The 21035-nt window shown below is 62.7% G+C and carries 21 protein-coding genes; 13 read left to right on the top strand and 8 right to left on the bottom strand.

Going from position 1 to position 21035, the window contains the following annotated elements:
* Positions 1-44: 44 nt before the first annotated feature.
* On the bottom strand, positions 45-1448 hold the full coding sequence (gene radA / locus ACTJKL_RS21520) for a DNA repair protein RadA (protein WP_440853741.1): 1404 nt from the start codon (positions 1446-1448) through the stop codon (positions 45-47).
* A 123-nt stretch (positions 1449-1571) separates the two neighbouring features.
* Complete coding sequence (gene alr / locus ACTJKL_RS21515; RefSeq protein WP_324763159.1) at positions 1572-2711, bottom strand: alanine racemase; 1140 nt, start codon at positions 2709-2711, stop codon at positions 1572-1574.
* Between the two features lie 132 nt (positions 2712-2843).
* Between alr and ACTJKL_RS21510 the strand changes: the two genes are divergently transcribed.
* The 3 genes from ACTJKL_RS21510 to ACTJKL_RS21500 all read left to right on the top strand — a co-directional run bounded on the left by ACTJKL_RS21510 (position 2844) and on the right by ACTJKL_RS21500 (position 4835).
* A complete protein-coding gene (locus ACTJKL_RS21510; RefSeq protein WP_100672099.1) occupies positions 2844-3701 on the top strand; it encodes an AraC family transcriptional regulator in 858 nt (285 codons plus the stop codon).
* Positions 3702-3882: 181 nt separating this feature from the next.
* Entirely contained in the window at positions 3883-4536 is a 654-nt protein-coding gene (locus ACTJKL_RS21505; RefSeq protein ID WP_100672269.1) for an AzlC family ABC transporter permease, read from the top strand.
* The gene (locus ACTJKL_RS21500; RefSeq protein ID WP_411932820.1) at positions 4533-4835 is read left to right on the top strand and encodes a branched-chain amino acid transport AzlD family protein; all 303 of its coding nucleotides are present in this window, start codon (positions 4533-4535) and stop codon (positions 4833-4835) included. The genes ACTJKL_RS21505 and ACTJKL_RS21500 overlap by 4 nt, the downstream gene beginning before the upstream one ends.
* 92 nt (positions 4836-4927) lie before the next feature.
* On the opposite strand, the gene ACTJKL_RS21495 is transcribed toward ACTJKL_RS21500, so the two are convergent.
* The gene (locus ACTJKL_RS21495; protein ID WP_003531702.1) at positions 4928-6427 is read right to left on the bottom strand and encodes a replicative DNA helicase; all 1500 of its coding nucleotides are present in this window, start codon (positions 6425-6427) and stop codon (positions 4928-4930) included.
* Positions 6428-6742: 315 nt separating this feature from the next.
* Here ACTJKL_RS21495 and ACTJKL_RS21490 point away from each other — a divergent pair, with 315 nt between their 5' ends.
* The 3 genes from ACTJKL_RS21490 to ACTJKL_RS21480 are packed head-to-tail and all read left to right on the top strand — an operon-like array spanning position 6743 to position 9872.
* On the top strand, positions 6743-7195 hold the full coding sequence (locus tag ACTJKL_RS21490) for a MarR family winged helix-turn-helix transcriptional regulator (protein ID WP_411932821.1): 453 nt from the start codon (positions 6743-6745) through the stop codon (positions 7193-7195).
* Positions 7192-8787, top strand: a complete 1596-nt coding sequence (locus ACTJKL_RS21485) for an MFS transporter (protein WP_440853740.1) — start codon at positions 7192-7194, stop codon at positions 8785-8787. The genes ACTJKL_RS21490 and ACTJKL_RS21485 overlap by 4 nt, the downstream gene beginning before the upstream one ends.
* A gap of 17 nt (positions 8788-8804) precedes the next feature.
* Complete coding sequence (locus ACTJKL_RS21480; RefSeq protein ID WP_440853739.1) at positions 8805-9872, top strand: HlyD family secretion protein; 1068 nt, start codon at positions 8805-8807, stop codon at positions 9870-9872.
* Between the two features lie 91 nt (positions 9873-9963).
* Here the strand turns inward: ACTJKL_RS21480 and rplI are convergent, their stop codons facing one another.
* The 4 genes from rplI to rpsF all read right to left on the bottom strand — a co-directional run bounded on the left by rplI (position 9964) and on the right by rpsF (position 12443).
* A complete protein-coding gene (gene rplI, locus ACTJKL_RS21475; RefSeq protein WP_018094655.1) occupies positions 9964-10539 on the bottom strand; it encodes a 50S ribosomal protein L9 in 576 nt (191 codons plus the stop codon).
* Positions 10540-10572: 33 nt separating this feature from the next.
* On the bottom strand, positions 10573-11526 hold the full coding sequence (locus tag ACTJKL_RS21470) for a YybS family protein (RefSeq protein ID WP_018094656.1): 954 nt from the start codon (positions 11524-11526) through the stop codon (positions 10573-10575).
* A gap of 193 nt (positions 11527-11719) precedes the next feature.
* Positions 11720-11968 (bottom strand): 30S ribosomal protein S18, encoded by a 249-nt coding sequence (gene rpsR / locus ACTJKL_RS21465; protein ID WP_003531693.1) that lies wholly within the window; start codon positions 11966-11968, stop codon positions 11720-11722.
* A gap of 25 nt (positions 11969-11993) precedes the next feature.
* A complete protein-coding gene (gene rpsF, locus ACTJKL_RS21460; RefSeq protein ID WP_018094657.1) occupies positions 11994-12443 on the bottom strand; it encodes a 30S ribosomal protein S6 in 450 nt (149 codons plus the stop codon).
* Positions 12444-12786: 343 nt separating this feature from the next.
* On the opposite strand from rpsF, the gene ACTJKL_RS21455 reads away from it, so the two are divergent.
* Positions 12787-13119, top strand: a complete 333-nt coding sequence (locus ACTJKL_RS21455; RefSeq protein ID WP_100672105.1) for a four-helix bundle copper-binding protein — start codon at positions 12787-12789, stop codon at positions 13117-13119.
* A 26-nt stretch (positions 13120-13145) separates the two neighbouring features.
* On the opposite strand, the gene ACTJKL_RS21450 is transcribed toward ACTJKL_RS21455, so the two are convergent.
* Positions 13146-14189: an aldo/keto reductase gene (locus ACTJKL_RS21450; protein WP_440853738.1), complete on the bottom strand. Its 1044-nt coding sequence runs from the start codon at positions 14187-14189 to the stop codon at positions 13146-13148.
* A 336-nt stretch (positions 14190-14525) separates the two neighbouring features.
* Between ACTJKL_RS21450 and fabD the strand changes: the two genes are divergently transcribed.
* The 6 genes from fabD (at position 14526) to ACTJKL_RS21420 (ending at position 21035) form a co-directional block, all read left to right on the top strand.
* Complete coding sequence (fabD, locus tag ACTJKL_RS21445; RefSeq protein ID WP_440853737.1) at positions 14526-15470, top strand: ACP S-malonyltransferase; 945 nt, start codon at positions 14526-14528, stop codon at positions 15468-15470.
* A gap of 24 nt (positions 15471-15494) precedes the next feature.
* The gene (gene fabG, locus ACTJKL_RS21440; RefSeq protein ID WP_018094661.1) at positions 15495-16232 is read left to right on the top strand and encodes a 3-oxoacyl-[acyl-carrier-protein] reductase; all 738 of its coding nucleotides are present in this window, start codon (positions 15495-15497) and stop codon (positions 16230-16232) included.
* Positions 16233-16568: 336 nt separating this feature from the next.
* The gene (locus ACTJKL_RS21435; RefSeq protein ID WP_003531676.1) at positions 16569-16805 is read left to right on the top strand and encodes an acyl carrier protein; all 237 of its coding nucleotides are present in this window, start codon (positions 16569-16571) and stop codon (positions 16803-16805) included.
* Between the two features lie 305 nt (positions 16806-17110).
* A complete protein-coding gene (gene fabF / locus ACTJKL_RS21430; RefSeq protein WP_338278841.1) occupies positions 17111-18376 on the top strand; it encodes a beta-ketoacyl-ACP synthase II in 1266 nt (421 codons plus the stop codon).
* Between the two features lie 324 nt (positions 18377-18700).
* Entirely contained in the window at positions 18701-19900 is a 1200-nt protein-coding gene (gene mltG, locus ACTJKL_RS21425) for an endolytic transglycosylase MltG (RefSeq protein ID WP_100672109.1), read from the top strand.
* Positions 19901-20147: 247 nt separating this feature from the next.
* Positions 20148-21035, top strand: coding sequence for a YicC/YloC family endoribonuclease (locus ACTJKL_RS21420; protein ID WP_440853736.1), 888 nt, complete (start codon positions 20148-20150; stop codon positions 21033-21035).

Below are 21035 nucleotides of genomic sequence, written 5' to 3'. Positions count from 1 at the left end.
CCAGGCGGCACATCCTGTTGATGCTCCAGGGCGCGGCTATTCCGTCAGTCCTCGTCACTCGTCTGCTGCAGGGCACGCCGCGATCCCGCGATACGCGCCACCAGATCCGGCAGGCTTTCCATCTCGCTCCAGCGGCCGTTGCCGTTCTTCGGCAACTCGGTCGATGCAGATGGCAGGACGGCCTGGGAGAAACCGAGCTTCTCGGCTTCCTTGAGACGTTGGGCGGTATGCGCAACCGGCCGGACTGCACCCGACAAGCTGACTTCGCCGAAATAGACGCAATCGGCCGGCAGGGCAAGCCCGGCAAGCGACGAAACCAGTGCGGAAGCCACAGCGAGATCGGCCGCCGGTTCGGAAATGCGATAGCCGCCCGCGACATTGAGGTAGACGTCGTGCTGGCCGAGGCGAATGGCGCAATGGGCTTCCAGCACGGCGAGGATCATCGAAAGGCGGGCCGAATCCCAGCCGACCACCGCGCGGCGCGGCGTTCCGAGCGATGTCGGCGCGACCAGCGCCTGTACCTCGACAAGCACGGGCCGCGTGCCCTCCATGCCGGCGAAGACCGCGGCACCCGGCGATTTCGCGTTGCGTTCGCCGAGAAACAGCTCCGACGGGTTGGCGACCTCGCGCAGGCCCTTGTCCGACATTTCGAAAACGCCGATCTCGTCGGTCGGTCCGAAGCGGTTCTTCACCGTCCTGAGGATGCGGTAATGATGGCCGCGGTCGCCCTCGAAATAAAGGACGGCATCGACCATGTGCTCGACGACGCGCGGGCCGGCGATCTGGCCCTCCTTCGTCACGTGGCCGACCAGCACGACCGCCGTGCCCGTCTGCTTGGCGAAGCGGATCATCGCCTGCACGCCGGTGCGGACCTGCGTCACCGTGCCGGGGGCGGAGTCGACGATGTCGCTCCAAAGCGTCTGGATCGAATCGATGATGACGAGGTCCGGGCGCTTGCCCTCGGAAAGCGTCGCGAGGATATCTTCGACATTCGTCTCGGCCGCAAGAAGCACGTCGCTATCGGCGGCGCCAAGTCGCTGAGCACGCAGGCGGACCTGGGCGATCGCTTCTTCGCCCGAGACATAGATCACCCGATGCTTCCGGCGGGCAAGTGCCGCGGCCGCCTGCATCAGTACGGTCGACTTGCCGATGCCCGGATCTCCGCCGACGAGCAGTGCGGATCCGCGAACGAAGCCGCCGCCGGTCACGCGATCGAGTTCCGAAATGCCGGTGTGGATGCGCGGCGCGTCTTCGATCTCTCCGGACAGCGTGGTAAGTGCGACGGGACGCCCCTTCTTCGGCGTGCGCATGGGACCGCCGCCGATCCCCCCCGTCGGGTCATCCTCGATGATCGTGTTCCACTCGCCGCAACCGTCGCACTTGCCCACCCAGCGGGAATGGACAGTGCCGCAATTCTGGCAGACGAACTGGGTGCGGGCTTTCGCCATGGATGTCGGCTTTCGGATGTTTGCGGGCGGATGGCGGAATTGCCGCCGCCCGAGAATCACTCTTGGCGGTCACATAATGCCGCGAATTCCTGATTGAAAGGACGATATTCCTTTGCGCCTTGTTCAAGCGCCTCCGACATAGGTCCGATGATACCGGCGGCCCAGACTCGTCAGCAGCTCGTAGCCGATGGTGCCGCCGGCGCGCGCGACGTCATCGATGGCGACATTGCGCCCGAAGACCTCGATGTAATCGCCGGCACGCACGGCCGTTTCCGGCAGGTCAGTGACGTCGAACAGGCTCAGATCCATAGTCACCCGCCCGACATGCGGCACCTTCATACCATGCAGGAAACCGAAGGCGCCCGAGGGCATCGCCTGTCTGAGGGTGACGCCGCCGCCCGAAACCGAACGGTGGTAGCCGTCGGCATAACCGATCGCGACCGTCGCAATGCGGCTGTCGCGGCCGAAGCGGACCGAGGCGCCGTAGCTTGCCGTTTCGCCGGATGGAACCGTCCTGACCTGCACGATGCGCGCTTCGGCGGTGACGACCGCTTTCATCGGATTGACGGCGCCGTCTATCGCTTCGCCGCCATAAACCGCGATACCGGGCCGGGTGAGATCGAAGTGGTAGTCCGCGCCGAGGAACACGCCGCCGGAATTTGCGAGGCTTGCCGGCACGCCCTCGAAGGCGGCCGTAACCTCGCGGAAACGCTGAAGCTGATAGCGGTTCATCGGGTGTCCAGGATCGTCGGCGCAGGCCAGATGGCTCATGACGAGGACCGGCGAGAAACTCGCAGGCCGCGCAGGGTCGTGGGCGAGGGCAACGGCCTCCTCAGGCGACAGGCCGAGCCGGTTCATGCCCGTGTCGACGTGGAGAACGCAGGGGTGGTCGCCCCGTTCGGAAAGCGCTGCCATGAAGACCGCCAGCTGCTCCTCCGAGTTGATGATCGGCACGAGATCGTTCTCGAAGAAGAGTTCCTCGTTGCCGGGCCACATTCCCGCGAGAATGTAGATTCGCCCATCCGGAACAAGCGGGCGAAGCTCGGCCCCTTCTTCGACGCTGGCCACGAAGAAATCGCGCGCGCCGGCGGCATAGAGAGCCGGTGCGGCATGCACGACGCCGAGGCCGTAGGCATCGGCCTTCAGAACGGCGGCGGTGCGGGCTCTTCCGGACCGCTCGTTCATCGCCCGCCAATTGTCGGCAAGCGCGGTGAGGTCGACGGTGAGCCTGCTGGAGGCGGAAAGAAACTCGGGGCTTTGCATACTGGAACTCTGCGTGGGTGATACCCGCAGCAATACATCCAAGTGCTCCGTCCCGCAAACCGCCGACGCAATGCTCCGGCCGAAAGCACTTTTATGCAAGACGAGCCTTTCCTCGCCCGATAAGATCGGCCGATGGAAACGATCTCACAGGAAAAGGCCATCGAGGCCATGCCGCTCGAGGGAGCCGAGCGGACTCGTTTCTGGCGCGACCCGCGCTTCAAGGGCATGGAGTGCCTGAGCGCGACCTTCATCACACACGAATTCGCCCCCCACGCGCACGACACCTTCAGCATAGGTGCGATCGAAGCGGGTTCCCAGATCAGCACGATCAAGGGGGAACGATCGCAGACGGGCCCGGGAGATCTCTATCTCATCAATCCGGATGAAATCCACGACGGGCATCCGGGTCATGAAGGCTACCGCTACCGGATGATCTATCCATCCACGGACCTGCTGGTGGAGATACTCGAGGATGTGACCGGCCGCTCCTTCAAGGGAACGCCGTCCTTCTCGCGGCTGCTTCTCACCGATAGAGAGCTTGCGATCGGGTTTCATCGTGCGCACCGCGCATTGGAAGGCAAGGTCGGTACGCTGGAAGCGGACGAAAGCATGTTCGGGTTCCTGGCTAGGCTCTTCGAGCGCCACGGCAACGCTATCATCGTCCCTCTGCAGACGCGCGAGAGTTCAGCCGTGCACCGGGCACGCGACTATCTTGTTGAAAATTACACGCACGATATCGGGCTGGAGGAACTTGCGAAGCTGGCGGGGCTCAGCCGCGCCCATCTGATCCGCGCCTTCCGAAAGGAATTTCACATCACCCCGCATGCTTTTCTCACCGACAAGCGGGTGCGGGAAGCCAAGGCCCTGCTGCGCAAGGGCTGGTCTGCGGCGGACACCGCCTATCACTGCGGCTTTGCCGATCAGGCGCATTTCAGCCGCCATTTCAAGGCTCGAACCGGCGTCACGCCGGGCACCTATCGCTCAGGCTGATCACTTTCGTTCAAGACGGGTGTCTTCTGCCGGGCTACCTGCTGGCGCTCTTCCAGGAAAAGCGCGTAACGGTTTTCCTCCGGGAGTGCGCAATTTCAGAAGATTGGTGTTGCAGGTACGGGAGATCCCTGGCGTGAAAAAGGTGCGGGCAGTCGAGGAATTCTGGGGAGGTTTCAGGGCGATGGCACCGCTTATCGTGGCGGTGATGCCGATCGGGCTCGTCTTCGGGGCCGTCGCCGCAACCAAGGGCCTGTCGACCCTCGAAGTCGTGATGATGAGCGCGCTGGTCTTCGCCGGCGGTTCACAATTCGTCGCGCTGGACATCTGGACTCATCCGGCCTCCTGGGCGGCCCTCGGATTTTCGGCTCTGCTCGTCAATATCCGCCATCTTCTGATGAGCGCATCGATCGGGACGAAGATGCCGGCCTTCTCGGGGCCGGCGAGATATGCCGCGATGCTTCTCCTTGCCGACGAGATATGGGCCATGGCCGAGGTCCGAGCCGGTGAGTCGCGCCTCACGCCCGCCTGGTATGCGGGCCTCGCGGTCCCGTTCTACCTGGTCTGGGTGCTTGCCGGCCTTGCCGGCTCGCTCGCCGGCGCGTTCCTCGGAGACCCGAAAGCGCTCGGTCTCGATTTTGCGTTTCCCGCGGTCTTCATCGTCCTGGTCATGGGTTTCTGGAAGGGACGAGAGACCGGCGCGGTTCTCGCTGCGAGCGCTGCGGCCGCGGTCCTCGCGCACCAACTCCTCCCCGGAGTCTGGTACATCGCAGCCGGCGCGGGGGCGGGCGTCATTGCGGCGCTCTTCACCGGGGAACGTCAGGAGGCCCGCGCATGACGCTCGATCCGCACACGCTTCTTGCGATCCTCGCGATGGCCGTTGCGACGGTGCTGACCCGGATCGGCGGTCTCGTCCTCATCCGTTTCGTCACGATAGGTCAGAAGCAGAAGCGGGCGCTGGAGGCGATCCCACCGGCCGTATTGATGGCCGTCATCGCGCCGACGGCGCTGGTCACCGGGCCGGCCGAAACGCTCGCAACCCTCGCGACAGCGCTTGTCGCCACGAGGCTTCCGCTGCTGGCCGCCGTGGCGGCCGGCGTGATCGTCGTGGCGGTTGCGAGGGTGTTCGTAGGGTAGAGAGCCCGTTTTCCGTCCGGAAGTGCGTTGGACCAGAGACTTAGAGCATTTCAGTGTTTCCATGAAACATTGCAATGCTCTCAGTCCGCCCCTCAGTGCTCGTACTGCGTAAACGACGGATCGGCGAGATCCGAGAAGCGCGTGAATTCCGACTGGAAGGCGAGCTTCACGGTGCCGGTCGGTCCGTGGCGCTGCTTGGCGATGATCACGTCTGCCGTGCCCTTCACCTTTTCCATCTGCATCTTCCACTCTTCGTATTTCGGATCGAACTCGTCGCGCGGTTCCATGTTCTTCACGTAATATTCCTCGCGGAACACGAAGAGAACCACGTCTGCGTCCTGTTCGATCGAGCCCGATTCACGCAGGTCGGAGAGCTGCGGCCGCTTGTCCTCGCGGCTTTCCACCGCGCGCGAAAGCTGCGACAGCGCGATGATCGGCACGTTGAGTTCCTTGCCGAGCGCCTTGAGGCCGGTGGTGATCTCGGTGATTTCCTGTACGCGATTTTCGCCCGACTTCTTCGAACCGGTCATGAGCTGGATGTAGTCGACCACGAGCACGTCCAGGCCGCGCTGCCGCTTCAATCGGCGCGCGCGCGCGGCAAGCTGGGCGATCGAGATACCGCCGGTCTGGTCGATATAAAGCGGCACTTTCTGCATCATCTGCGAGCAGGCGACCAGCTTCTCGAAATCCGCTTCCGAAATGTCACCGCGGCGGATCTTCGAGGAGGAGACTTCGGTCTGCTCGGAGATGATACGGGTAGCGAGCTGTTCGGACGACATTTCGAGCGAATAGAAGCCGACTACGCCGCCGTTCTTGGCCTTGAAGGAGCCGTCGGGCTGTACCTCCGGCTCGTAAGCGGCGGCGATGTTGTATGCGATGTTCGTCGCGAGGGAGGTCTTGCCCATGCCCGGACGGCCGGCGAGGATGATCAGGTCCGAACGCTGCAATCCGCCCATCTTCCCGTCGAGGGAATGGATGCCGGTGGAAATGCCGGAGAGGTGACCGTCCCGCTCGAACGCCTGTCCGGCCATGTCGATCGCGAGCGCGACCGCGTCGTTGAACGATTGGAAGCCGCCGTCGTAGCGCCCGGTCTCGGCGAGTTCGAACAGGCGCCGTTCGGCATCCTCGATCTGGCTCTGCGGCGGCATGTCGAGCGGTGCGTCATAGGCGATGTTCACCATGTCTTCACCGATGGTGATCAGCGACCGGCGGAGCGCCAGGTCGTAGATCGCGCGGCCGTAGTCCTCCGCATTGATGATCGACACGGCTTCGGCGGCGAGGCGCGCGAGATATTGCGCAACCGTCAGGTCGCCGACCTTCTCGTCGGCCTTGAGAAAGGTCTTGACCGTCACCGGGTTGGCAGTCTTGCCCATGCGGATGATTTCGCCGGCGATCTCGAAGATCCTGCGATGCAACGGCTCATACAGGTGTACGGGTTTGAGGAAGTCCGACACCCGGTAGAAGGCGTCGTTATTGACGAGAATGGCGCCGAGCAGGGCCTGTTCCGCTTCCAGATTGTTCGGCGCCTCGCGATAATGCTGTTCCGCCTGATCCTTGGCCAAAGGGGCGAGCTTTCGCGCTGCGTCGTTCATCGTTTTCCGTTTCCGCTTATGATCCCGTGAGGCACCCGGTTTGCTGACTGTTGCCCGCCGCGTCTAGTGCAGGCACGCAACAGTGGCGTGCCATACAACCCCGCCTGTCGCCTTTGCCCGTTGTTCGACTGATCCACAGGGAGGCAAGGGAGAAGTTGTAAAAAACTACATTCTCACGCGACACTGGTTGACGCAGCGGTAAAAACTACCTGATTCGCGTCCCCGCGTCCTCGATGGGCATCTTGAAAAATGCCCATGGCCGGATTAAATAGTGTCCATATAGTTAGCGTGCTAGTAATATGGAAAAGATACTAAATGCCGAATCCAAACGACAATCGTGAACTGTTCGACGCACTTGCGACCGTCAATCGCAAACTGCGGTCGGTGTTCGACGCGCGGGTGAAGGAGCGCGGCCTGACGCTGCCGCGTGCGCGGATGCTGTTCGCGCTCGCCAGGAAAGAAGGTCTCAACCAGCGCGAGTTGGCCGAAGAGCTCGATATCGAGACGCCGACGATCGTTCGCCTTCTCGACGGCATGGAAAAGCAGGGATTTATCGAGCGCCGGGTCGAGCTTTCCGATCGGCGTGCGAAGCAGATCCATATGACGGACATCGGCCGCTCCGTGGCGGATGAGATTCAGAAGCTCGCGAGCGACATCCGCGAGGAGGTCCTGGGCGGGCTGCAGCCACAGGAAATCGCCGTCGCGCTGAAGGTCGTTTGCAAGATCGCGACGAACATCCAGTCGATCGGGCGGAGTGGCGACCGATGAATGCCGTTGCCGCTCCCGACTCGATGCGCATCGGTAGATCGGCTCTCTATATCGCCGGCTCCGCTCTCCTCTTTCTGACGCAGGGCCTCGGCCTGAATCTCGCCTCGGCCAATCTTGCGCAGGTCCAGGGGTCGCTTTCGGCCACCTCGGTGGAGGCTGCCTGGCTTGCGGCTGCCTACATGGCGCCCAATGTCAGCCTTTCGGCCGCTCTCGTGAAGATCCGCGCCCAATATGGTCTTCGCCGCTTCGCTGAGATCGGCATAGTCGGCTTCGTCATCGCTTCACTGATGAACGTCTTCGTCTCGGACCTTCATTCGGCGGTCGTCGTCCGCTTCATCAGCGGCATTGCGGCCGCGCCGATGTCGAGCCTCGGCTTTCTCTATATGCTGGAAGCCTTTCCGCCGGCGCGCAAGCTGACGGTGGGCCTCGCACTCGCCCTGACATGCACGACCTTGGCCGCTCCGATCACGCGGCTGATCTCGCCGCGGCTCATCGAGATCGGACAATGGCACGGGCTGTACACGCTTGAGATGGCGCTCGCGCTGATCGCGCTGCCGGTCATCTATCTGCTGCCGCTGACGCCGGTGCCTCATGCCAAAGTCATTCAGCGTACCGACATCCTCAGCTACCTGCTGCTCGCCGTCGGCTTCGGCTGCGTTGCCGTCGTCCTCGCGATGGGGAGGCTCTATTGGTGGTTCGAGGCACCGTGGCTCGGCATGCTGCTCGCCTTGTCGGTCGTTACCCTCACGGCCGTCGTCCTGATCGAGCTCAATCGCGAGCAGCCCTTGATCGACATACGCTGGTTGGCCTCGCGCGAGATCGTGCATTTTGCTGCCGTACTGTTGATCTTCCGCCTCGTCGCCTCCGAACAGTCGGCGATCGCCACCAACTTCTACCAATTGCTCGGCCTGCAGTATGACCAGCTCGCGACACTTTACTGGATCATTCTGGCCGCATCGCTCGGGGGCGGTCTGCTCTGTGCGGCGCTGATGAAGCCGGGGCACGCGGACGTCATCCACGTGTTCGCCCTCGGCATGCTCGCTGGCGGCGCCTATATGGACAGCCATGCGACGAGCCTTACGCGTCCGGAACAAATGTATGTGAGCCAGGCGCTGGTCGCCGCCGGCACGGCCCTTTTCCTGCCGCCGGCCATGGCCCGCGGTTTCACGGCGGCACTCGCGAAAGGCCCGAGCTACATCCTGAGCTTTATCGTCGTTTTTCTGTTCACGCAGAGCATCGGCGGCCTGATGGGCTCTGCCGCCTTCGGAACCTTCGTGACACTGCGGGAGAAGTTCCACGCCAACATTCTGGCCGAGCAGATCGTTCTGACCAATCCTCTGGTCGCGCAGCGCATCGGGCAGCTATCGGGCGCCTACGCCAAGGCAATCGGCGACAGGGCGTTGCTGAACGGGGAAGGCGTTGCCCTGCTCGGGCAGACGATCACCCGCGAGGCCAACATCCTCGCCTACAACGATGCCTTCCTGCTGGCGGCGATCATAGCGCTTTTCGCGCTCGCGGTGCTGCTCATCCAAATCGCTGTCAAACGGCTTGCCGGGCGCGATCCCGACACCGTGCCGGCGGCCATATCTTGAACAATGAAGTCGTAATCATGTTGAAAAACTTCCGCTCTCCTACAACGCTCATCGTATTTCTTGCCGGCCTCGCCGGTCTTTCGCTCGTCCTCTACGCCTGGCGTCTGCCGCCCTTCGCGAGCTCCGTCGAAACCACGGAGAACGCCTATGTCCGCGGCTATGTCACGACCATCAGCCCGCAACTTTCCGGCTACGTCGCGGAGGTGCCGGTGCGCGACTACGAGGAGGTGAGGGCTGGTCAGCTCCTCGTCAGGATCGATGACCGGATTTACGTCCAGAAGCTTGCGCAGGCAAAAGCGACGCTTGCGACACAACGGTCGGCACTGGCGAACTCGTTCGAACAGGAGCTATCGGCAAAGGCCGGAATCGCCGCAAGCGAGGCCCAGCTCGACGGGGCCAAAGCGGCTCTGGCAACCGCGAGAGCAACCTGGGACCGCATTCGTCCGCTCGCCGACAAAGGTGTCGCGACGCGGAGCGACGCCGACCAGGCCCGGGCTGCGTTCGAGCAGGCGGACGCGGGTGTCAAACAGGCGATCGCAAATCTCGAGGTTTCGCGCCAGTCGCTTGCGACGACGCTCGGCGCCCGCGCCGGCCTCGAGGGTGCGGTAGCCGGCGCCGAGGCGGCCGTGAAACTCGCCGAGATCGACCTCGACAACACCAGGATCGTTGCGCCGCGTGCCGGCAGGCTCGGCGAGATCGGTGCCCGTGTCGGGCAATATGTCACCGCCGGCACACAGCTGCTCTCGGTCGTGCCGCACGACGTCTGGATCGTCGCCAACTTCAAGGAGACGCAGCTTGACGGGATGCGGGTTGGTCAGCCCGTCACCATTTCGGTAGACGCCCTGAACCGGCAGGTGCTGAGAGGCCACATCGAGCGCTTCTCTCCCGCTGCCGGATCGGAATTCAGCATCATCCGGCCCGATAACGCCACCGGCAATTTTACCAAGGTGGCGCAACGTCTCGGCGTGCGCATCGCCGTCGATCCCGAACAGCCGATGGCCGACCGCCTTGCTCCCGGGCTTTCGGTGGTGGTGAGGGTCGACAAGGCGGCCGAACCTCAGGCGGCGATCGCGTCCGCCGGGTAGGGCAATTCCAGGTTCCGCAAGGAATCGCCCGCAAACAAAAAGCCCGGATCCGATCGGATCCGGGCTTCTTTCCTTGAGGTCCGCTCGGGACTTATTCTTCTTCGGACTCGATCTCGGCTTCCGGGTTGAAGAAATCTTCCGGCTTCAGGGCGTCTTCGTCCACGCCGTAGATGGCATCGGCCGAGGTCAGGCTTTCGCCCTTGGCCTGGCGCTCGGCTTCTTCTGCCGAACGGGCGACGTTGATTTCGATCGCCACGTCGACTTCCCCGTGCAGGTGCAGCGTGACCTTGTGCAGGCCGATAGCCTTGATCGGCTGGTTGAGGTCGACCTGGTTCCGGTTGATGTTGAAGCCTTCGGCAGCCAGCGTCTCGACGATGTCGCGGGCGGCAACCGAGCCGTAAAGCTGGCCGGTCTCGCCAGCGGAACGGACGATGATGAAGGACTTGCCGTCAAGCGAATCGGCAACCTTCTGGGCTTCCGACTTACGCTCGAGGTTACGGGCTTCGAGCGTCGAGCGCTCGGATTCGAAACGGGCTTTGTTGGCGGCATTGGCGCGGAGCGCCTTGCCGAGCGGCAGCAGGTAGTTGCGCGCGAAGCCGTCGCGAACCTTTACGGTTTCGCCCATCTGGCCGAGCTTGGCGATGCGTTCGAGGAGAATGACTTCCATTTTGATTTCCTTTCAGTTTGTTCGTTTCGTTGGTCAGTTTTTTCCCGTGGGCGTGAGTGCGATGGCGCGGCGCGTATCGATCAAGCCGGACAGGAGGAAGAAGAAAGCCGGAATCGTAAAGACGAACACCGACAGGTATGCGATCCACAGCACGGGAAGCCGCCAGGACTTGCCGCGCGTGCGAAAATGAAAAGAGGCGAAGCCCGACAGCAGGAAGCCGGCGCCGAAGGTACCGCAGACGAGCGCACCGATCACAGCCGGCGCCCCGCCGAAGAAGGTGAGGGCCAGGCCGCCGAGAAAAACGAAGATGGCGTTGCGGTGCATCCTGAGCGACGAGGGAACGTCCTCCCGCGGCCGAAGCGCCTTGCCGGACAGTTGCACGATGCGGGTCGCGAGATAGTAGGCGGCGAACAGCATCAATACCCAGATGGCACCCTGCACCAGCGGCAGCGCCAGCGTGAATATCGACTTGAGCTGAGCGATCGCCGCGGCATCCGGATTGTAGAGCGGTTCCTGCGCCTTTACCGCCTCGACCACCATGTCGACCATGATGTCGGAGACGCTCGAGTCGTATCCGACGATATAGCCGACGATGATCATGCCGACCGTCACCAGTCCGGCAAGATGCACGAGGATGTCGGAGAGCGGATACCAGGCGAGTGAACCCTCGGGACCGCCGAGTTCGGAAGCCGGGCGCGCAAGATTGGAGAGGTGGCTGAGCCAGCCGGCCGGGACGAGCGTCACGACGACGATCAGCAGTGCGAAATAGGGTGACACGAGTGCCACTGCTGCCCCGCCCGCGACCACGATGGCAGCGATGGCGGCGGCGTTTCCCCAACCGAGACCCGCAATCAGGATCGGCAGCGCGGAGGCGGCGTAGAGAACGATCGCAAGAGACGACTGCGTATTCGCGCCCATCGACAAGAGGGCGGCGGTAATGCCGGCGAGAACGCCGGTCAGCAGCGATGTCCTGTTCCAGTTCTTCACGTTCGCTGTCCTGCTTGAGAGGCAGTTAGGGGCGGCCGTCCGGCCATTGCCCCAACATGGGATTTGCGCGCCGTTCCGGCGCGTTTCCGATCCGCGCCCACCGCGGAAGGGAGGGATCGAGGCACCCTTGAGAGCGTGCCTCGATCGGAGCTGGTTTCCGTTGAGTCAACCGATCAACGGAGCGCCGGCCGCCTTACGATACGATGTAGGGCAGCAGGCCGAGGAAGCGGGCGCGCTTGATCGCCTGGGCGAGTTCGCGCTGCTTCTTCTGGGAAACGGCCGTGATGCGCGACGGCACGATCTTGCCGCGCTCGGAAATGTAGCGCTGCAGGAGACGGACGTCCTTGTAGTCGATCCGAGGAGCGTTTGCGCCCGAGAAGGGGCAGGTCTTGCGGCGACGGTGGAACGGACGGCGTACCGGAGCGGAAGAAACTTCAGCCATTGTCTTTATCTCCTAAAGCTTCTTGTTAAGCGCGGTCTTCGCGCGGGCGGCGCGGACGGTCATCGCGGTCGCCACGGTCCGGACGCGGACCACGGTCGCCAAACCCGCCACGGTCCGGGCGGTCGCCGTCGCGGCGCGGACGATCGTCGCGGTCGCGCTTCTGCATCATCGCGGACGGGCCTTCCTCGTGCTTGCTGACGGCGATCGTCATGTAGCGCAGGATGTCTTCGTTGATGCGCATCTGACGCTCGACTTCGTGCACGGCCGGTGCCGGGGCATCGATGTCCATGAGGACGTAGTGAGCCTTGCGGTTCTTCTTGATGCGGTAGGTGAGGGACTTCAGGCCCCAGTTCTCGACCCGACCGACCTTGCCGCCGTTCGATTCGATGACACCCTTGTACTGCTCGACCAGAGCGTCGACCTGCTGCGGCGTGATGTCCTGCCGAGCGAGGAATACGTGTTCATAAAGAGCCATTGTGGCTTGCCTTTCTTGCGTTAATCAGCCCGGACCTCGGCGGCTAAGCCTCAACGACTGTTCTTAAAGGCCACTAAGAGCCGGCAAGAAAGTGTTGTATCGAGACGGTCGAGAGCGGAGACACGGGAGGCCGGAATGCCTTACATTCCTCGCGGTTTCCGAGTGGAAACCGGCCCTCCGTTCAGCCACCAGCCAGAAGACCGGGCGTTTCGAACAGCGCGCTTATACGGGTTTTCACCCGAAATGCAAGCGCTCTCGTCGGATTGGCCTCCCGGCTGCACTCATCCGGAACAAAAGCGCCCTTGCGCTGTTGAGTGGGCTCCCACCCATCCGGGAGAAGAAAATGGCCCCCTTCGATCCGAAGATGCAGGAATGCATCGAGAATTGTCTTGCCTGCTATCGCGTCTGCCTTTCGACGGCGATGACGCATTGCCTGGAGACCGGCGGCGAGCATACCGAGCCGCCGCACTTCCGGTTGATGATGGCCTGCGCGGAAATTTGCAGGGACGCGGCGCATTTCATGCTGCTGGGTACGCCGCACCACAAGCACTTGTGCGGCGAATGTGCCGAGATCTGTGCGGAGTGCGCGGACGACTGCGAGCGCATCGGCGACATGGGCGATTGCGTCGACGCCTGCAGGCGCTGTGCCGAGAGCTGCCGCCAGATGGCGGCATGAAGCCGCCGCTCCGGCGGGAGAGTGTTTCAGATCGGCGCCGGATAGAGCCGGTGCAGCCGCCGGATGCCGTTCATCACGTCCTGGGAGAGAGTGACGTCGGCGGCGCCGAGGTCATTCTTCAGTTGCTCCATGGACGTGGCGCCGATGATGGCCGAGGCCATGAAGGGGCGCGTGAGACAGAAGGCGATCGCCATTTGAGCGGGGTCAAGACCGTGTTCGCGGGCGAGTGCGGCATAGGCGGCGACGGCGGGCTCCTGATGCGGCGTGTAGCGGCCGCCGAGGTCGCCGTTGATCGACAGGCGCGACCCGGCCGGCCTGGCCCCGTCCAGATATTTTCCGCTCAACAGCCCGGCCGCCAGCGGCGAATAGGCGAGCAGGCCGATATCTTCGTGGTGCGACACTTCCGCCAGATCGAGATCGTAGCTGCGGTAGAGCAGACTGTACTCGTTCTGGATCGTTGCGACGCGCGGGAAGCCGTATCTGTTGGCGAGGTCGATCATCTTCATCGCGCCCCAGGCCGTATCGTTCGAAAGGCCGACCGCGCGGATTTTGCCCGCTTTGACGAGTTCGCCGAGTTTGTCCAGAATGGCCTTGAGATCAGCTGCAACCTCCTCCTTGTTCTGGTGGGAAGGGTCATAGGACCAGGCGTTTCGGAAGTGGTAATGACCGCGGTTGGGCCAGTGCAATTGATAAAGGTCGATATAGTCGGTTCTGAGCCGCGCGAGGCTCGCATCGACCGCTTCGGCGATCCCTTGCGGGGTGACCGGGCCGCCATCGCGGATGTAGGCACGGCCGGAGCCGGCGACCTTGGTTGCAACCACCACGTCGTCACGGCGGCCGCGTGCGGCCAGCCAATCGCCGATGATGCGCTCGGTGTTGCCGTAGGTCTCCGCTGAAAGCGGTGTGGTCGGATAGAGTTCGGCCGTATCGATGAAGTTGACGCCATGATCGAAGGCATAGTCGAGCTGTTCATGGGCCTCGGCCGGCGTGTTCTGCGAGCCCCACGTCATCGTTCCGAGACAGATGGACGAAACCTTGATGCCGGTGCGGCCGAGTTTGTTGTAGCGCATGACGTTCCTTGTGGGGCGGGTTAGCGCCCATGGGAGGAAGGCGCTCCGCCTTGGAAATGACGGTTGGCCGCAGCCCGGGAAGTTCCGGAACGGCGCGGCGGCAAAGCGGGGCAAACTTAAGCCTTGATTGGCGAAGATCAAGGGCAAAAGACCGTAACCAACCGGCGAAGCGCGGCTTCCGCGCTTGACTTGCGGTTCAGGAATGTGAATGGAGAGGAAAATGCGGGGCGGCGCCAAAGGTCCGGGCGGTTCATCTGCACCCGTCCGCGCAATTGAAACGGTCACGGTTACTGGCTTGCTCCGAACCAGCCGCGACCCATGGAAGGGGCACTCTTGATGAGCACCGCATTCACGTTCCCCGGTCAGGGTAGCCAGGCCGTCGGCATGGGCAAGGATCTGGCCGAGGCCTTTCCGGAGGCTGCCGCCGTCTTCGCCGAGGTCGACGAGGCGCTCGGCGAAAAGCTTTCCGACATCATGTGGAACGGGCCTGAGGACACGCTGACGCTGACGTCGAATGCGCAACCGGCGCTGATGGCGGTGTCCATGGCGGTCATCCGCGTGCTCGAGGCCAAGGGCGTCGATCTCAAGCGCAAGGTTTCCTTCGTTGCGGGCCACTCGCTCGGGGAGTATTCGGCGCTCTGTGCCGCCGGTACTTTCTCGCTCGGCGACACGGCGCGTCTTCTGCGCATTCGCGGCGATGCCATGCAGGCGGCCGTGCCCGTCGGCAAGGGCGCGATGGCGGCGATCATCGGTCTGGAGCATGACGATGTCGAAGCGATCTGCCGCGACGCCGCATCGCTCGGCTCGTGCCAGATCGCCAACGACAACGGCGGCGGCCAGCTGGTGATCTCGGGCGAGAAGCCGGCTGTGGAGAAGGCCGCGGCTCTCGCATCGCAAAGGGGTGCCAAGCGCGCGCTGATGCTGCCCGTGTCCGCCCCCTTCCATTCCGCGTTGATGACGCCGGCCGCAGAAGCCATGCGCAAGGCGCTCGCAACGGTCGAGAAGCGCGATCCCGTGGTGCCGGTCGTCGCGAACGTGCTTGCCGCGCCGGTTAGCGATGCGGGCGACATCGCACGCCTGCTTGTCGAGCAGGTGACCGGGCAGGTGCGCTGGCGCGAGACGGTCGAGTGGTTTGCGGCCCATGACGTGACGACGCTTTACGAGATCGGCTCGGGCAAGGTCCTGACGGGACTTGCCCGGAGGATCGACAAGACCGTCACCGGCATCGCCGTCAATTCGCCCGCCGATATCGATGCGGCGCTTGCCGTCCTCTTGGCCTGAGCGCCCCACTATAAGGAGAAATCCATGTTCGATCTTTCAGGCCGCAAGGCTCTCGTTACCGGCGCTTCCGGTGGTATCGGCGAGGAAATCGCCCGCATGCTGCATGCTCAGGGCGCCGTCGTCGGACTGCATGGTACCCGCGTCGAGAAGCTCGAAGCTCTTGCCAACACCCTCGGCGAACGGGTTCAGATATTCCCGGCAAATCTCTCCGACCGCGCGGAAGTCAAGGCGCTCGGTGAAAAGGCGGAAGCCGATCTCGGCGGCGTCGACATCCTCGTCAACAATGCCGGCATTACCAAGGACGGGCTCTTCGTCCGCATGAGCGACGAAGACTGGGACAACGTCATCGAAGTCAATCTCACGGCCGTCTTCCGGCTGACGCGGGAGCTCACGCATCCGATGATGCGCCGTCGCTTCGGCCGCATCGTGAACATAACTTCGGTGGTCGGCGTCACCGGCAATCCGGGGCAGGCGAATTATTGTGCCTCGAAGGCCGGCATGATCGGCTTCTCCAAGTCGCTTGCACAGGAAATCGCCACCCGCAACGTCACGGTCAACTGCGTCGCGCCGGGCTTCATCGAAAGCGCGATGACCGGCAAGCTGAACGACAAGCAAAAGGAAGGGATCATGTCTGCGATCCCGATGCGGCGGATGGGAAGCGGAGCCGAGGTCGCCTCCGCCGTCGCCTATCTCGCTTCGAACGAAGCGGGATACGTCACCGGTCAGACGATCCACGTCAACGGCGGCATGGCGATGATCTGACGAGGCGATGGAGTGTGCGGTACCTTGGTCTTCGGCCTGTGCCGCGAGCTCCGATCAGCCTCTTCGTTTGTTTGTGCCAAATGCCTGAAAATCAATGTTGACCAAGGGAATATCGGGCATTTTCGCACTTTGCGGCAGGCATAAACCGTGTTAATCGGGCCATGACTGCGCGCAGTCGACCGTTCCGGCCAGGTGTCCGGCAGCTCTTGTTGCCCTAGGTTTCCGCGGTTTCGGTTGGATGGATTGCCCGTTGGACCAACTTGGTCTATCAGGCGTGATAGAGTGCCGGTGCCGGTAACAGCGCCGTAGAGAAACATAAGGTCGAGGAACTCCGACATGAGCGATATCGCAGAACGCGTGAAGAAAATTGTTATTGATCATCTTGGCGTCGACGCCGAAAAGGTCAGCGAAGGCGCAAGCTTTATCGATGACCTCGGCGCGGACTCGCTCGACACCGTCGAACTGGTCATGGCATTCGAAGAAGAATTCGGTGTCGAAATCCCGGACGACGCTGCAGATTCGATCCTCACCGTCGGCGACGCCGTCAAGTTCATCGAGAAAGCCCAGGCCTGACCTTCTGGCTTGAGTTATTGGCGGGCCGCACTCGCGGCCCGTTCAGCCCTGGGGCAGTGGGCTGGCCTGCATTCACTGCGGGTTGCGATCGGTAAAGCGTCCCGCCTTTCCCTCTGGTCGTCACTACTGCATGTCTCCTGATTGGAGTCCGTCCAGGGACCAGAACATGCAAGGAACCATAAGGTCAAAGCGACCTTTGCGCGTCTTCACGACGCTGTAACGAGATTTGCAATGCATGCGCGGGTCGCGATCGTCGCGTGGTCCGGTCCGGCGGTTGAATTGAACAGTCAGGGTGGGTCACGGGTATGAGACGTGTCGTTATCACCGGTACCGGCATGGTATCTCCTCTGGGTTGCGGAACCGAAGTCAGCTGGGCGCGTCTTCTGGCCGGCGACAATGCAGCCCGCAAGGTCACCGAGTTCGAGGTCGAGGACCTTCCCGCCAAGATTGCCTGCCGCATTCCCTTCGGCGATGGCAGCAACGGTACGTTCAATGCCGACGACTGGATGGAGCCCAAGGAACAGCGCAAGGTCGATCCTTTCATCGTCTATGCGATGGCCGCTGCCGATATGGCGCTGGCGGATGCCGGCTGGAAACCCGAAAGCGACGAAGACCAGATTTCGACCGGCGTCCTGATCGGCTCCGGCATCGGCGGGCTGGAAGGTATCGTCGATGCGGGTTACACCCTGCGCGACAAGGGTCCGCGGCGTATTTCCCCGTTCTTCATTCCCGGCCGGCTGATCAATCTCGCAGCCGGTCAGGTTTCCATCCGCCACAAGCTGCGCGGTCCCAACCATTCCGTCGTGACGGCCTGCTCGACCGGCGCGCATGCGATCGGCGACGCCAGCCGGCTGATCGCGCTCGGGGATGCGGACGTGATGGTTGCCGGTGGTACGGAATCTCCGATTTGTCGGATATCGCTCGCAGGCTTCGCCGCCTGCAAGGCGCTCTCGACCCAGCACAACGACAATCCTGAAAAGGCCTCGCGGCCCTATGACGCCGATCGTGACGGCTTCGTCATGGGCGAGGGTGCGGGCGTCGTCGTTCTGGAAGAACTGGAGCACGCAAAGGCGCGCGGTGCCAAGATCTACGCCGAAGTGATCGGATACGGCCTGTCCGGCGACGCCTTCCACATCACCGCTCCGTCCGAAGACGGCGAAGGCGCTTACCGCTGCATGCAGATGGCGTTGAAGCGCGCGGGCGTCACGGCTGCTGACATCGACTATATCAATGCCCACGGAACATCGACGATGGCCGACACGATCGAGCTCGGCGCGGTCGAGCGGCTGGTCGGAGAAAGCGCTTCGAGGATCTCCATGTCCTCGACGAAATCGGCCATCGGGCATCTGCTCGGAGCGGCCGGCGCGGTCGAGGCCATCTTCTCGGCGCTCGCAATTCGCGACAATATCGCCCCGCCGACGCTCAATCTCGACAACCCATCCGTCGAGACGAAGATCGATCTGGTGCCGCATGTCGCGCGCAAGCGCGAGATCAATGTGGCCCTGTCGAACTCGTTCGGTTTCGGCGGCACCAACGCGTCGCTGATTCTGCGCCGTTACACCGGCCATTGATCCCTCGAGCGGGCGTCTTGCGAAACGGGTTGCCAAGGTAAGCGGAATTCGGGCAGATCTTCCGATCTGCATCGACCCGCGATCCCGCTTTTTGCCGCAATGCTCGCTACAAGCTGTCGCTGGAGTGGCGACGACTCGGGGCCGCCGCCAAGGGCTATGTTCGCGCAAGCCACATCTGGTAAATGTAGGATATTCATCGCAGGGCAGGCCGCTCTTTCACCGGAGCCGCAGAGGCCGCCGTAACATTCACTGGTCGCCGGTCTAATCCGAAATTCGCACCGGCGGCGGTTTGAAAAGGTTGCGAATTTCGGAATCGGGATAATCGTGAGCGACTCAAACGATAACAGCGCGGTGCAATTCGGCCGCAATGAAACCGGGAGCAACGGGCCGATCATTCCGAAGTCGGCCAACGAAGCGCTGCGTCCCGAAAGAGTTCCCCATCCGCCGAAGCGTTCACGCAAGGCGCGCAGCCAAGTCGTCATCTTTCTCAACTTCGTCATGACTGTGGTCGTCTTCGTGGCACTCGCGGCCGCCGGGGCCGTCTATTATGCCATGCACGAATACGAGAAGCCGGGTCCCTTGGAGGCGAACAAGAACTTCATCGTTCGCAGCGGCGCGGGCATCAGCGAGATTGCCAGCAACCTGGAGCGCAACGAGATCATTACCGACAGCCGCGTATTCCGGTTCGTTTCGGAAGCCTATCTGAGCAATGACACGCTCAAGGCCGGCGAATACGAAATCAAGGCGCATGCATCGATGCAGGAGATCATGGAGCTTCTGAAATCTGGCAAGTCGATCCTCTACTCCGTCTCGCTGCCCGAGGGTTTGACCGTGAAGCAGATGTTCCACAGGCTTGCCGACGATCCGGTTCTTGTCGGCGATCTGCCGGCGGAGCTGCCGCCCGAAGGCTCCCTGAAGCCGGACACCTACAAGTTCACCCGCGGAACCGACCGTAACGAGATCATCAAGCAGATGACCGCTGCCCAGGAGGCGCTGGTGCAGCAGATCTGGGAGAAGCGGGATCCGGATCTTCCCGTGTCGACCATAGAGGAATTCGTAACTCTTGCGTCGATCGTGGAGAAGGAGACCGGCCGCGCGGACGAGCGACCGCGGGTCGCGTCCGTGTTCATCAATCGCCTGGAAAAGGGCATGAGGCTGCAGTCGGATCCGACCATCATCTACGGCATCTTCGGGGGCGAAGGCAAACCCGCCGACCGGGCGATCCTGAGGTCCGACCTCGACAAGCAGACGCCGTACAACACCTATCTCATCAAAGGTCTGCCGCCGACGCCGATCGCAAATCCGGGCCGGGCGGCGCTCGAAGCCGTCGCCAATCCGTCGCGCACACCCGAACTCTACTTCGTCGCCGACGGCACCGGTGGACACGTCTTTGCGGAGACGCTCGACGAGCACAATGCCAATGTGCGGCGCTGGCGGAAGATCGAGGCGGAGAGGGCAGCGGAGGCGGCGAAGGCCATCGAGGCGGCACAGGATGCCGTCACGCAGACCGGAACCCAGCAATAATACAGGTCGCCAAAACCGCGCAGCGGTTTGGGATAACGACAATGCACGAAAGCAAAACCTGAGGCGCGCCGCATAAATTAAATGCGGCGCGCCTCAGCCTCATGTGGACGGGCTCGCCGCCGCGCGGATATTCCTTGCGGAGTTCGGCGCTGTCGCCATAGTGCTTCCCTCAACGACAATGTCGTGCCTCCCTCGGAGGTACAGAAATCGTTGTCACTTTAACGAATCACTGCCAACGGAGGAAACGATGCCGCTCCAATCGATGACCGGCTTTGCCAGGAAAGAGGGGAGCACCGGACGGTATCGCTGGGCCTGGGAACTCCGTTCGGTCAACGGCAAAGGTCTCGACATGCGGCTTCGCCTGCCGCCGGGACTGGAACGTATCGAACCCGACTGCCGACGTCTCGCCTCGCAGTACTTCTCGCGAGGGAACCTGCAGGTCGGCCTTTCACTGAGCGGTACGGAAGTTTCGGCCGAGGCAGTTCTCAACGAGGAGGCGCTCGCCGCCGTCCTGAAGCTTCGCGAACGATTGGGCGATGTCGTCGATCCGGCGCCGCTCAAACTCGATACGCTGCTTTCCATTCGCGGCATTGTCGACTTCCGCGAGCCGGAGGAGAGCGAGAACGAGCGCGCGGAACGCGACGCGGAGATACTCGCCGGCCTGGAAGGCGCGCTCGCCGATCTGCGGACGATGCGGGAAGACGAGGGCAAGGCGCTCGGGCAGGTGCTGCTCGCCCAGGTGGAGCGCATCGAGAAGCTGACCGCGGTAGTCGAAAACGATCCGTCCCGCAGCCCGCAGGCGATCGCCGACAGGCTGGCGCAGCAGGTTTCGGTGATCATGGCCAACGCGTCCGGCATCGACCGCGAAAGGCTGCATGCGGAGGTCGCGCTGCTTGCGACGAAGGCCGATCTTCGGGAGGAACTCGATCGGCTGAGTTCCCATATCGGCGCTGCCCGCGACCTCCTGACAAAGGGCGGGCCGGTCGGACGCAAGCTCGATTTCCTTGCACAGGAATTTAACCGAGAATCGAATACCATCTGTTCGAAATCGAATGCCGCTGCCGTGTCTGCCGCCGGTATCGAATTGAAGGTCGTGATCGACCAGTTCCGCGAACAGGTTCAGAATCTGGAGTAG

This window comes from Sinorhizobium sp. 22678 (assembly GCF_052044265.1).
Classification (GTDB): domain Bacteria; phylum Pseudomonadota; class Alphaproteobacteria; order Rhizobiales; family Rhizobiaceae; genus Sinorhizobium; species Sinorhizobium meliloti_A.
The sequence above is the reverse complement of the archived record's forward strand: the minus strand, read 5'-3'. Positions and strand labels throughout refer to the sequence as shown.

Coding starts and splice junctions, on each gene's coding strand:
- radA (WP_440853741.1), bottom strand. CDS start 1,448: ATGGCGAAAGCCCGCACCCAGTTCGTCTGCCAGAATTGCGGCACTGTC.
- alr (WP_324763159.1), bottom strand. CDS start 2,711: ATGCAAAGCCCCGAGTTTCTTTCCGCCTCCAGCAGGCTCACCGTCGAC.
- ACTJKL_RS21510 (WP_100672099.1), top strand. CDS start 2,844: ATGGAAACGATCTCACAGGAAAAGGCCATCGAGGCCATGCCGCTCGAG.
- ACTJKL_RS21505 (WP_100672269.1), top strand. CDS start 3,883: ATGGCACCGCTTATCGTGGCGGTGATGCCGATCGGGCTCGTCTTCGGG.
- ACTJKL_RS21500 (WP_411932820.1), top strand. CDS start 4,533: ATGACGCTCGATCCGCACACGCTTCTTGCGATCCTCGCGATGGCCGTT.
- ACTJKL_RS21495 (WP_003531702.1), bottom strand. CDS start 6,427: ATGAACGACGCAGCGCGAAAGCTCGCCCCTTTGGCCAAGGATCAGGCG.
- ACTJKL_RS21490 (WP_411932821.1), top strand. CDS start 6,743: ATGCCGAATCCAAACGACAATCGTGAACTGTTCGACGCACTTGCGACC.
- ACTJKL_RS21485 (WP_440853740.1), top strand. CDS start 7,192: ATGAATGCCGTTGCCGCTCCCGACTCGATGCGCATCGGTAGATCGGCT.
- ACTJKL_RS21480 (WP_440853739.1), top strand. CDS start 8,805: ATGTTGAAAAACTTCCGCTCTCCTACAACGCTCATCGTATTTCTTGCC.
- rplI (WP_018094655.1), bottom strand. CDS start 10,539: ATGGAAGTCATTCTCCTCGAACGCATCGCCAAGCTCGGCCAGATGGGC.
- rpsR (WP_003531693.1), bottom strand. CDS start 11,968: ATGGCTGAAGTTTCTTCCGCTCCGGTACGCCGTCCGTTCCACCGTCGC.
- rpsF (WP_018094657.1), bottom strand. CDS start 12,443: ATGGCTCTTTATGAACACGTATTCCTCGCTCGGCAGGACATCACGCCG.
- ACTJKL_RS21455 (WP_100672105.1), top strand. CDS start 12,787: ATGGCCCCCTTCGATCCGAAGATGCAGGAATGCATCGAGAATTGTCTT.
- ACTJKL_RS21450 (WP_440853738.1), bottom strand. CDS start 14,189: ATGCGCTACAACAAACTCGGCCGCACCGGCATCAAGGTTTCGTCCATC.
- fabD (WP_440853737.1), top strand. CDS start 14,526: ATGAGCACCGCATTCACGTTCCCCGGTCAGGGTAGCCAGGCCGTCGGC.
- fabG (WP_018094661.1), top strand. CDS start 15,495: ATGTTCGATCTTTCAGGCCGCAAGGCTCTCGTTACCGGCGCTTCCGGT.
- ACTJKL_RS21435 (WP_003531676.1), top strand. CDS start 16,569: ATGAGCGATATCGCAGAACGCGTGAAGAAAATTGTTATTGATCATCTT.
- fabF (WP_338278841.1), top strand. CDS start 17,111: ATGAGACGTGTCGTTATCACCGGTACCGGCATGGTATCTCCTCTGGGT.
- ACTJKL_RS21420 (WP_440853736.1), top strand. CDS start 20,148: ATGCCGCTCCAATCGATGACCGGCTTTGCCAGGAAAGAGGGGAGCACC.